This is a genomic window from Devosia sp., from assembly GCF_030689745.1.
GTDB lineage: Bacteria > Pseudomonadota > Alphaproteobacteria > Rhizobiales > Devosiaceae > Devosia > Devosia alba.
Map to the genome: position 1 here is coordinate 58,543 of NZ_JAUYGL010000079.1, position 10,886 is coordinate 69,428.

At 60.7% G+C, this 10,886-nt stretch carries 12 protein-coding genes; 6 read left to right on the forward strand and 6 right to left on the reverse strand.

Annotated features, from left to right (window positions below):
* Nucleotides 1-6 precede the first annotated feature (6 nt).
* The 4 genes from phnE to phnF form a co-directional block, all read right to left on the reverse strand.
* Nucleotides 7-1,032: a phosphonate ABC transporter, permease protein PhnE gene (gene phnE, locus Q8O80_RS07045; RefSeq protein ID WP_305578374.1), complete on the reverse strand. Its 1,026-nt coding sequence runs from the start codon at nt 1,030-1,032 to the stop codon at nt 7-9.
* A gap of 10 nt (nt 1,033-1,042) precedes the next feature.
* Nucleotides 1,043-1,894, reverse strand: coding sequence for a phosphonate ABC transporter ATP-binding protein (gene phnC / locus Q8O80_RS07050; protein ID WP_305578376.1), 852 nt, complete (start codon nt 1,892-1,894; stop codon nt 1,043-1,045).
* A 9-nt stretch (nt 1,895-1,903) separates the two neighbouring features.
* Nucleotides 1,904-2,845 carry a phosphate/phosphite/phosphonate ABC transporter substrate-binding protein gene (locus Q8O80_RS07055; RefSeq protein ID WP_305578378.1) on the reverse strand — a complete coding sequence of 314 codons (942 nt, stop codon included), beginning with the start codon at nt 2,843-2,845 and terminating at the stop codon, nt 1,904-1,906.
* A gap of 69 nt (nt 2,846-2,914) precedes the next feature.
* Complete coding sequence (phnF, locus tag Q8O80_RS07060) at nt 2,915-3,643, reverse strand: phosphonate metabolism transcriptional regulator PhnF (protein WP_305578380.1); 729 nt, start codon at nt 3,641-3,643, stop codon at nt 2,915-2,917.
* A 315-nt stretch (nt 3,644-3,958) separates the two neighbouring features.
* Here phnF and Q8O80_RS07065 point away from each other — a divergent pair, with 315 nt between their 5' ends.
* From Q8O80_RS07065 to Q8O80_RS07085, 5 genes are read left to right on the forward strand one after another with little or no spacing between them, the layout of a single operon-like run.
* Nucleotides 3,959-5,002, forward strand: a complete 1,044-nt coding sequence (locus Q8O80_RS07065; protein WP_305578382.1) for a methyltransferase domain-containing protein — start codon at nt 3,959-3,961, stop codon at nt 5,000-5,002.
* Between the two features lie 14 nt (nt 5,003-5,016).
* Nucleotides 5,017-5,826 carry a phosphate ABC transporter substrate-binding protein gene (locus Q8O80_RS07070; RefSeq protein ID WP_305578384.1) on the forward strand — a complete coding sequence of 270 codons (810 nt, stop codon included), beginning with the start codon at nt 5,017-5,019 and terminating at the stop codon, nt 5,824-5,826.
* Nucleotides 5,792-6,649, forward strand: a complete 858-nt coding sequence (gene pstC, locus Q8O80_RS07075; RefSeq protein ID WP_305578386.1) for a phosphate ABC transporter permease subunit PstC — start codon at nt 5,792-5,794, stop codon at nt 6,647-6,649. The genes Q8O80_RS07070 and pstC overlap by 35 nt, the downstream gene beginning before the upstream one ends.
* Nucleotides 6,646-7,476, forward strand: coding sequence for a phosphate ABC transporter permease PstA (pstA, locus tag Q8O80_RS07080; protein ID WP_305578387.1), 831 nt, complete (start codon nt 6,646-6,648; stop codon nt 7,474-7,476). Before pstC ends, pstA begins: the two co-directional genes overlap by 4 nt.
* Nucleotides 7,477-7,480: 4 nt before the next feature.
* On the forward strand, nt 7,481-8,263 hold the full coding sequence (locus tag Q8O80_RS07085) for a phosphate ABC transporter ATP-binding protein (protein ID WP_305578388.1): 783 nt from the start codon (nt 7,481-7,483) through the stop codon (nt 8,261-8,263).
* Between the two features lie 81 nt (nt 8,264-8,344).
* Here the strand turns inward: Q8O80_RS07085 and Q8O80_RS07090 are convergent, their stop codons facing one another.
* Nucleotides 8,345-9,196 carry an AraC family transcriptional regulator gene (locus Q8O80_RS07090; protein WP_305578390.1) on the reverse strand — a complete coding sequence of 284 codons (852 nt, stop codon included), beginning with the start codon at nt 9,194-9,196 and terminating at the stop codon, nt 8,345-8,347.
* A 127-nt stretch (nt 9,197-9,323) separates the two neighbouring features.
* Between Q8O80_RS07090 and Q8O80_RS07095 the strand changes: the two genes are divergently transcribed.
* The gene (locus tag Q8O80_RS07095) at nt 9,324-9,839 is read left to right on the forward strand and encodes a YHS domain-containing (seleno)protein (protein ID WP_305578392.1); all 516 of its coding nucleotides are present in this window, start codon (nt 9,324-9,326) and stop codon (nt 9,837-9,839) included.
* A gap of 466 nt (nt 9,840-10,305) precedes the next feature.
* On the opposite strand, the gene Q8O80_RS07100 is transcribed toward Q8O80_RS07095, so the two are convergent.
* Nucleotides 10,306-10,599: a BPSL0761 family protein gene (locus Q8O80_RS07100; RefSeq protein ID WP_305578394.1), complete on the reverse strand. Its 294-nt coding sequence runs from the start codon at nt 10,597-10,599 to the stop codon at nt 10,306-10,308.
* Between the last annotated feature and the right edge of the window lie 287 nt (nt 10,600-10,886).

Consider the following 10,886-nt stretch of genomic DNA (forward strand, 5'->3'; position numbering starts at 1 on the left):
GGCGCGTTACATGAGCCTGGCGCGCAAGCGGGCCGAGAATTGATCGAGGAGGAACACGGCGAGAAAGATCGCCAGCAAAATGGTTGCCACATGACCGTACTGGAACATGTCGAAGCGGCCCTTCAACTCCTGGCCAATACCGCCTGCACCCACCAGCCCGATCACGGTGGCCATGCGCAGGTTGCGATCAAGAATGTAGAGCGTGTAGGCAATGTATTGCGGTGCCACTTGCGGCATCACGCCATACCACAGGGTTTTGACTTTTCCCGCGCCTATGGCTTCGAGGGCTTCCTGGGGTTTCTTGTCGGCGTTCTCGATATCTTCGGCGTAGAACTTGCCAAGAAAGCCGGCGGCATGCAGACCCAGGGCGAGTACACCGGCGATGGGGCCGAAACCGTACGCCAGGACCAGAAACAAGGCGACGATCAGTTCCGGTGCCGAGCGCAGCAGGCTGATGGTGCCGCGGGCCATGGTATAGGTGGCGCGGTTAGGGCTGTAATTGCGGGCCGCGTAGTAAGCCAGCGGAATCGACAGCGCAACCGACAACAAGGTGCCCCAGATGGCGATCTCCAGGGTTTCCAGCATTTTCACCAGCACGGTCCAGAGGTAACCGAGAGGGTTGACCAGATACTCCACCTGGCTGGTAGCGCTTTCCAGTTGCAGGGTCTCGTGGTTGAGCGTCTGTACGACGCGCTCCTGAACCTCGATGCGGGCAAAGGCCGGCAGCCGATCACGGTTCAGTTCCGGTAAACGACCGACCTCTTCCTGACTGGCAATCACCGGTGGCCACATGGCGCTGGCAACCCGCGACAGACCCCGAACCACCTGGGAATCGTCATTGAGACCGAGCAGATTGCCGGCTGCCTCGCCGGTCATCACCACCATGCGATCCATCTCGGTACGGTGGCCGGTGACCAAAATCACTGCCAGCAGCAGCAGGGCAATGGCGACATGTCGTGCGGAGTAGGGGTGGCTCAGGTGCCAGTCGAGGCGCTTGCCTTCGGCGGGTACGGGGATGGGTTTTGCACTCATGGAGCATTCCTCAGCAGGCAGCGGCAAGTTGGTCAGGCATAGGCGCAGGGTTGGCCGGCTCTTGATCCTCCCACTGGGCGCCTTGATACAGAGCTTCGACTCGCTGGTCGGAGAGCTCCGCCGGTGTGCCGTCGAACACCACCTTGCCGTCACGCATGCCGATAATGCGGTCACCGAACTCACGCGCCAGATCGATCTGGTGCAAGCTGCACAGTACGCTGGCATTGCGCTCACGGGCGGCATCACGAATCAGCGATAAAATGTCGCGGGAAATTTTCGGGTCGAGACTGGCCACCGGTTCGTCTGCCAGCACCACTTCCGGGTCGAGCATGAAGGCGCGAGCAATCCCGACACGTTGTTGCTGGCCACCGGAGAGGTCGCCGGCGCGGCGTTGCAGGTGCGCCGGTGACAGGCCGACCTGGTCGAGCAAGCGACAGGCGCGAGCCCGTTGTTCGGGGCTGAACCAGCCGCTCAGTGCACGCAGCGTGGTGACCGCTGGCAACAGGCCGGCCAGCACGTTGGCGGCTACCGTCATGCGGTTGGTCAGGTTGAAGTGCTGGTGAATCATGGCAATGCGCTTGCGCAAGGCACGCTCGCTGGCCGTGGTGAGGGCCACACCGTCGATGCTGACGGTGCCGCTGCTTGGCTGCATCAAGCCATTGACCGCGCGCAGCAGGGTCGATTTGCCGGCACCCGATGGGCCGAGAATCACACAGAACTGACCGCGCGGCACATGCAGCGAAATATCACGGAGTGCCTGGGTGCCATCGGGCCATACCTTGGAAATGCAATCGAAACGAATCATGGACGGACTCCTGGGAAGAGCGGCGCGCAGAGCAACTGTGCGCCGCTTGGTTGGCATCGAACCCGCTTAGCGCGCGCCAGCCTTGTTCATGATCTCGGTCTTGACCTGATCGGTGACCTTGTCGAACATCAGGCCGGCATTGGCCATGTCCTGTTCGCTGACCTGGGAGGTGTAACCGTCGACTTTGCCGCCGCCGTAACCCCGAATCTGCTCGGGGCTGATGCCTGGCAGGCTGGCAATGTTGTCGAAGGCCTCGCGCAACTTGGCTTTCACCGCATCGTCAAGCTTGGGGTGCATGGCCAGTGGCGGATACGGAATGGGCGCGCTCTTGGTCAGTACGCTGAGGCTGCCCGGCTCAATGGCCTTGGCATTGACGGCCTTCTCGAAGGAGTCGAACGATGCGCCACCAGCATCCACCAGCCCTTCGGCCAGGGCCTTGAGCACATTGGCATGGCTGCCGGTCATGTTGATCGAGGTATCGCGCGCCGGATCGACACCCGCCGTCAGCAGCATCGCCACCGGCACCGCGAAGCTGGAGGTTGAGTTGACGTCACCCAGGGCGATGCGCTTGCCCTTGATATCTGCGATCGCGTCGATGCCGGCATCGCTACGGACAAAAATGCCCGAGTAATAAACCGATTGGCCGTCGCGTACCGCCAGGGCCAGCAGTTCGGCACAGTCACGTTCACGGGCCTGCAGGTAACTGGCCGGGCCGTACCAGGCGATGTCGGCTGCGCCATTGCACATGGCCTCGATAACCGCCGAATAGCTTTGCCCGACCTTGATGTCGAAATTCAGCTCGGTGGCGCGGGTAATGGCCGAGAAAATCGGCTGGAAATCTTGTTTGGTACCGTCTTCGGTGCCGCCGTCTGCCGGTACCAGAATGACGCGCAACGGTTGCTGTGCACTGCCATCGTTCTGCGCCTGGGCATAGCCCGTTAACGGTAGGATGGCAGTGGCGGCTGCCGTGATTAGGCTTAGGCCAACGGTCAGCAATTTGCGACTCATGCGTTGTTTCAGATACATTGCAACAGCTCCTGCAGGTTGATGATCAAGGTTGATGGATGTGAAGGTCTGTCATGGGTTGATGCGCAGTTGGATCCGGTCGGCGCGGAACCGGGTGATGGCGTACTCGACTGGGGTTGCAGCCCTGTCGTCTACATTCACACTTTTTACTCTCAGTACCGGCTGGTTCTGTGGCATGCCCAGCAATCGTGCGTCATCTCCCTGCGGGAGCACTGAGGTCACCAGGCTCTCGGTACGCCGCAGCACGCAGCCATACGCCTGTTCCAGGTAGGCATGCAAAGACCCGCCCGTGTAGTGTTCGAACAGCTCGGGAAAGCGTTCGGCACTGACGAAGTGGGAAATCACGCACAAGGGTCGCTCGGCCGCGATGCGTTGGGTCTCGATCCAGATCAAGGGTGCACCACTAGCAAGACCTAGCCGCTCGGCGACGCGCTCACTGGCCGGGATTTTTTGTTTTCTGAGAATCTTGGTTTCGGTGGTGAAACCCTGAGCACTCAGGGTTTCGGTGAAGCGGGTGCCGGCATTGAGCTGATAATCGAGCTGGGTGTCGATCACAAACACGCCACGCCCATGGCGGCGCTCTACCAGCCCGGCCTCGACCAATTCATCCACGGCCCGGCGCAAGGTGTGCCGATTGACGCCAAAGCGTGCGGCCAGTTCGGCCTCGGCAGGCAGCCCGTCGCCGGGGCTGTATTGGCGGGCAATATCCTGTTCCAGCAGGCGGGCAATCTGGATATAAATCGCTTCGCCGCGATCCCGGGTGAGTGCGTATAGGCTCATGTCTGGTTATCTAGATATCTGAACATGAGCTGATCTTAAATATCGTCCATTGCATTCGCATGACAGTGATTCAGCCATTGCCAGGATGCATGACAGCCTTTTTTTCTTTGACCAACGCGGTGCCCGATAACCTCACCCTGATATGGGCTTCGCGCTTTGGACTGGGTGAACACATGTCGTGGTTATTGCTGTAACAAATGTGGATTTTTTCTATCTAGGTGGGTAGCGAGTCAATCATTTTGCATGATGTTGTTCTGCCTGTTTACTGCGCAGGGCGACGTACTTCATGAACAGCTCCATGAACAGAGGTTATCCATGCACGAATCGGTACAGAACTACTACGGCAAGGTCCTGCAGAACAGCGGCGACCTGAAGACCAGCGCCTGCTGCGATGTGGCCAACATGCCGGCCTGGCTCAAGCCGCTGCTGGCCAATGTGCACCCGGAGGTCAGCGCGCGCTACTACGGCTGCGGCCTGGTGGCGCCGGCGCTGCTGCAGGGTTGCCGGGTGCTGGATCTGGGCAGTGGTTCCGGGCGCGACTGCTATGTGCTGGCGCAGTTGGTGGGACCGCAGGGTTCGGTGCTGGGTGTGGACATGACCGCCGAGCAGCTGGCTGTGGCCAATGCGCACCTGGACTACCACGCCGAACGCTTCGGCTACGCCAACGTGGCCTTCCGCCACGGCTATATCGAGGACCTGGCGGCGCTGGATCTGGCCGACGCCAGCTTCGATGTGATCGTCTCCAATTGCGTGATCAACCTGTCGCCGGACAAGGACAGCGTGTTGCGCGAGGCCTACCGCCTGCTCAAGCCGGGCGGAGAGCTGTATTTCTCCGATGTCTACGCCGACCGCCGCTTGGCCGACGAACTGCGTCAGGACGAGGTGCTGTACGGCGAATGCCTGGGCGGTGCCCTGTACTGGAACGATTTCGAGCACCTGGCGCGCCGCCATGGCTTCAGCGATCCGCGTCTGGTCGAGGATCAGCCGATCGCCATCACCGACCCGGCCTTGGCCGACAAGCTCGGCGATGCGCGGTTTTTCTCTGCCACCTACCGGCTGTTCAAGCTGGATGGCCTGGAGCCGGCCTGCGAGGATTACGGCCAGGCGGTGATCTACCAGGGCAGCATCCCCGGCGCGGCCACGGCCTTCGTGCTGGACAAGCATCACCGCATCGAGACCGGCCGGGTGTTCCCGGTGTGCGGCAATACCTGGCACATGCTCAAGGACAGCCGCTTCGCCGCGCACTTCCAGTTTATCGGCGACTTCAGCCGCCACTTCGGCCTGTTCGCGGGCTGTGGCGGCGGTCTGCCGTTCGACCAACAGGGTGCCGCCGCCTCTTCGCCAGCCAGTTGTTGCTAAGGAGTTTCAAACAGATGATCAGTCGCAACCTTATCGCGCTGGCCTGCACAACGCTGCTTCTGAGCGCGTGTGCCCCACAAGACAAACAGACCATTACGCTCTCCGGCTCCAGCACCATTGCCCCCTTGATGGTCGAAATCGGCAAGCGTTTCGAAACCCAGCACCCCGATGTGCGAGTCGATGTCCAGGCCGGCGGCACTTCGCGCGGCATCCAGGATGCCCGCAGCGGCCTGGCGGCCATCGGCATGGCATCGCGTTCGTTGCATGCAGATGAGCGGGATCTGGTGCCCTACACCATTGCCCAGGATGGCATCGCCATGATCGTCCACGCCAGCAACCCGCTCGATGGCATCAGCAGCGAGCAGGTGGTGGCTCTTTATACCGGCAAACTCAGTGACTGGTCGGATCTGGGCGGCGCAGCGGGGCAGGTGGTGAAAGTACACAAGGCCGAAGGTCACTCGACTCTGGAGTTGTTTCTCCAGCACTTCGGGCTGGATAACGCGGAGGTTCATCCGGATCTGGTAATCGGCGACAACCAGCAAGGCATCAAGTCGGTGGCTGGCAACCCGTTGGCGATCGGCTACGTATCGATTGGCAGTGCCGAGTACGAGGTGAAACTGGGCGCGCCGATCAAGCTGTTGGCGCTGGATGGCCAGGCGGCTTCGACCGCGGCCTTGCTTGCTGGCCAGTACCCGCTGAGTCGCGAGTTGAACCTGGTAGTGAATGGTGAGCCGGATGCCAATACCCGCGCATTGCTGGCCTTCGCCCAGTCCAGCGAGGTGGCCGACCTTGTCGATCAGCACGCCTTTATCCCTGCGCTCTAACCTGGACTGGCTGTTGCGCGCGGCCAGCCTGGGCTGTGCGTTGACCGCTGCGGTGGTGCTGCTGCTGATTCTGCTGTTTCTGACCCAGGCCAGTTGGCCGTTGCTGCAGCAACCGGCAAGCCTGTTGGGCGCAAGCTGGCAACCGGCCAATGGTCTGTTCGGCCTGCAGGCCATGCTCGGCGCGTCTCTGCTCAGCAGCCTGCTGGCCCTGCTGCTGGCAGTGCCGGCGGGGCTGTTGGTGAGCATCTGGCTGATCTTCTACGCGCCAGCGGCCGTGGCACGGGTCTATGGGGCCATGCTCGGCCTGATGGCCAGCATTCCTTCGGTGGTCTATGGACTCTGGGGGCTGGTGGTGCTGGTGCCGCTGCTCGGTGCCTGGCTGCCGCCGGGTGCCAGTCTGTTGGCGGCGGGCATCGTGCTGGCGCTGATGATCCTGCCGCTGCTGATGGTGCAGGCCGATGTGGCCTTGCGCGAAAGCGCCCGTCGCCACCTGCCGGCGGCCTTGTGCCTGGGTGTTTCGCCCTGGTCGGCGATTCGTCGCGTGCTGCTGCCCGCAGCCTGGCCGCGACTGTGGCCGGCCATCCTGTTGCAACTGGGACGGGCGCTGGGCGAAACCATGGCGGTGCTGATGGTGGCGGGCAATGTGGTGCAGTGGCCCGGCTCGCCGTTTGCGCCGGTCAGGACGTTGACCGCAAACATTGCCTTGGAAATGAGCTATGCCACGGGCCCTCATCTGCAGGCGCTGTATCTCAGTGGCTGGCTGTTGCTGGTATTGGCGCTGTTGCTGATGGCGCTGGCGCGTCTCTATGGCAGCCGTACATGAACCGCCGGGAAGCCTGGCGCGCCCGCGCCCTGGGACTGTTGGCGCTGGTGCTGATGCTGGCCCCCCTGAGCCTGCTGTGGACGGTATTCGGCGATGGCATAGGCGTGCTCGACTGGCAGTTTCTGCTGGCTGAACCCGAGCAGGCAGGGCGTAGCGGTGGGATCGGGCCGATCATTGTGTCCACCGCCTTGGTATTGCTGATCTGCATGAGCCTGGCGGTGCCCCTGGGCCTGGGTACGGCGCTGTTTCTGGTGGAGCAGGTACGTCCCGAGGGTCGCCTCAACCTGACCCTGCAATGGGCGCTTGACGGTCTGGGTGCCGTGCCCTCGGTGGTCTTCGGCCTGTTCGGTTATCGCCTATTCGTGGTCGAACTGGGCTGGGGCTATTCGTTGCTGGCCGGTGGTTGCACCCTGGCCTGCATGGTCCTGCCGCTGTTTATCCGCGGTTGCGAGCAGGCCCTGCGCGACTGCCCGCAGAGTTACCGACAGGCGGCTGCCAGCTTGGCCATCTCCCGGGTCGGTTACCTGCGGCGCATCCTGCTGCCGTTTGCGGCCCCGGGGATTGCCGCCGCCCTGGTGCTCAGCGCCGGGCGCGCCCTGGCGGAAACCGCCGTGCTGCTGTTCACCGCCGGTTATGTGATGCGCTGGCCGGAGAGCCTGTTCGACTCCGGACGTACCCTGGCCGTGCATATCTATGACCTGGCCATGAATGTATCCGGCGGTAGTCCGGCATCGGCGGCAACCGCCCTGGTCTTGCTGGGCTTCGCGCTGGTGATTCAGTTGCTGGCCTGGCAGATCGGCAAACGACCGCTTTCCTTCGCGAGATGATGTTATGACTGCTGCAACGCAACCGCCTTCACTCAGTATCCAGAACCTCAGCGTGCACTATGGCGAGCAGGGGGCCTTACTGGGCGCGTCGCTGGATGTTGCCCCAGGCGAGCTCATGGCCGTGGTCGGTCCCAGCGGCTGTGGCAAGAGCAGCATGCTGTCGGCGGTCAACCGCATGAGCGACCTCATCCCGGGTGCGCGAGTCAGCGGCCGGGTGCTGATCGATAATCAGGATGTACTGAACGGGGCAGTGGATGTGCAAGCCCTGCGCCGTCAGGTGGGCATGGTGTTCCAGCAGCCCAACCCGTTCCCCCTGAGCATTGCCGAGAACATCCTGTTTGCCCTGCGCGAGCATGGTGTGCGCGATAAGCGCGAACTGCATGGCCGCATGGAGCAGGCGTTGCAAGCCACGGGTTTGTGGAACGAGGTGCGCGACCGTCTGCACAAGCCGGCACTGGGGCTGTCCGGCGGCCAGCAACAGCGCCTGTGCTTCGCCCGCGCCCTGGCCCTGGAGCCCCGCGTGCTACTGCTCGACGAGCCGTGCAGCGCCCTGGACCCGATCGCCAGCGCCACGGTCGAAGGCCTGATCGACAGTCTGAAAGGCCGTTACACCTTGCTCATGGTCACCCACAACCTGGCCCAGGCGCGGCGCCTGGCCGATCACGTGGCGGTGTGCTGGGTGCGCGATGGCTGCGGCTGCGTGCTGGACAGCGGTCCGGCCTGCGAACTGTTCGAAAGTGCCCGCGACCCGCAGGCCCAACGCTATCTCAACGGGATGCTGTGTTGAGCGGGTCAATGACTTTTTGGGGTAACCAAGGCTGCGCACTGCGGTCCTGTAGAGTCAGGCTGGGTGCGGGACACCCGTGCCTCACTGGTCATGCTGCTTGACCCAGTCGCTAGGCGCACAACCCACCTTTCGGGTAAAGACTCGGGTTAGGGCACTCGCGCTGCCATAACCAACATCGTAGGCGACGTATTTCAACTGATAGCCACGTTTCAGAAGTCTCTGAGCCAGCATGACCCTCCATGAGGCCAGATAATCAGCAGGGGTCTCGCCCGTGACTTGACGAAAGTGATGTGCAAAACGAGCCCGAGACATTCCTGCCAGCAACGACATGGAGGCTAGATCCCACTGCCGAGCCGGATCATTGTGCATGGCAATCAGGGCCTTTGCTAAACGGTTGTCTGAAAGGCCTGCCAGCGTGCCCCTTTGCGTGAGCCCTTGCTCGATGCAATGGCGAAGCAGGCTAATCAATAGCACCTCACACAGACGATCCATGATCGCCTGTTTGCCGCTGCGCTCAGCAAAGGCCTCCTCAAACATCAGATCCAGCAAGCTGCCTTCCCCGGTGAGTTCGGCGAGTTCGACCATCACCACGCCCGGCAGAGCATCGGTTATGGGATTCACGCTCCCCCCCTCGAATTTAACAGAACCGCAGACGATATCGGCCCCTGCATGTTCATCTGCCTGCAAGCGGTGGTTTGTTGGGCGAGGCAGAAACAAGAGCGTTGGCCGCGCAACGGCAATCGCATCTTTTCCCAAGCCAATCAGCTGAACCGGCCCACGCCTGATCAAATGGATGTGGCCTCGCGCAGGGAGCGCCTGGAAGGATTGCACGCCACAAAACTGACCGGCATAGAAAACACCGGCGCGTAGAGAGAAATGGTCTAGCAGGTGGGTGAGCCTATCCATGGAATCGCCAATGATACGAATGGTCATGGATACGATACTTTAAAACACCCTGCGTATCACGTTGCGCGATAGGTTATGTACAGCCGTTTGATGCTGGCCGTGCATACCGGGACCAGCATGGGCGACATTAACTTGTTGAACTTTGGAGACTCACATGACCTCACTTCCCCGCACCTCAAGCCGCAGCCTGATTGCTGCAATGGCGATCCTTGCCATCACTGCGGCGGCATCCATAGCGACGCCACAGGCCGCCCATGCCTATGACGAGCAGTCCACCAGTGCGCTTAACGTCGATAGCAAGGGCATCGCACTTCAAGGTTACGACCCCGTTTCCTATTTCACCTCGAGTGGCCCTCAGCAGGGCGCGTCGACCCTTGCGGAAACCATCGATGGATCAACCTACTGGTTTGCTAGCAGCGAGAATCGGGATGCCTTCAAACAAGACCCGGGCAAGTATGCGCCAGCCTTTGGCGGCTTCTGTGCGATGGGCGTAGCCCTGGAGAAAAAACTGGATGTCAATCCGCTACTCTGGCGTGTGGTAGATGGCAAGTTGTACCTGAACGTACACAAGGAAGCTCAAGCCCGCTGGCTCGAGGATGTACAAGGGAATATCGCAAAAGCCAATGAAAACTGGCCAACCATCAAAGATGCTGCGCCGAAAGCACTGTAGCTAATCGACCGCTCTGTATCTTGACGCTGGGCTCGGGAAACTGAGTCCGGCTCACGCAACGCGGACAAGCGATGGCTAGGAAGTCTCCTGGCCATTGACCGAGGTGTTACCTGAAAAATAGTAAAGTCATGAATCCATGTGATAACGCTGGAGGAGAAAGTCAATGCCTTGGGAAAGGCAGTTCGATATTCACGAAGTTCTGGACAAAGCAGTGAATACCTTTTGGCGCAAGGGATAAGGGAGATGATGCGTATCATCTGGCCGGTTCAAGCCTGTTGCAACTGGCGATTCCCGGCCTGAAGCAGTTATTAGACTGGGACGGCTGATCGTTAGCGGCCACTAACTTTCTTGGTGACTAACGCGACATTCAGCGACTTGTTCGCTGCAATCCTTTGCATTGGAAAAAGGCAAAGAGTTGGAGCCGGCAAGTCGCTTAGCAGGGTCATCTGCTTGAGATGAAACTCAATCATTCTCCGTGGTTTGAACTCGACGTAGCGCTTTCGTCACAGAACAGCGGTTCAGCTACTAACCAGCAGCCCAATGCCGGATGTAGGGGACCATGCTTGTCCGCCAATAGAGATAATTCCTCTCTGCGTCGTGCTTCAAGCTTGCCGGCGAGCCAGATATCAGCTGCTTCTGGGTAGTGTCGTAAAAGACGTTCGGCCTCGCGGCGGATGGGTTCAGGCAGGGATGAGTCCCTGGATAAGTCGCGCAAGAAGTCTCTTGTCTGCACCACACTACGGGTGCGCTCATGAACCATGGTCACGGCAACTCTCCTAAATTTTCCGTGGGGGGACGGCTTTCTGGCAAGGAGTCCCACGGCCCAGAGGAACAGTGAGATCAGGGGGCCGAACTGCCTCCGTCATTGAAAAAATCATCGCGAGTAACGCACCCGAAACTGCTTAAGGAAACTCTGAAAAAGACTTCCTGATTTTGGCAAAATAGCCGGACACCACCCGCCGAGTTTTCCGATGAAGCAGATCTCCTTCGCCGATGCTGAGTATGCCGGCAAGCGTAAACAAACCCGACGTGAGCGTTTTCTGATCG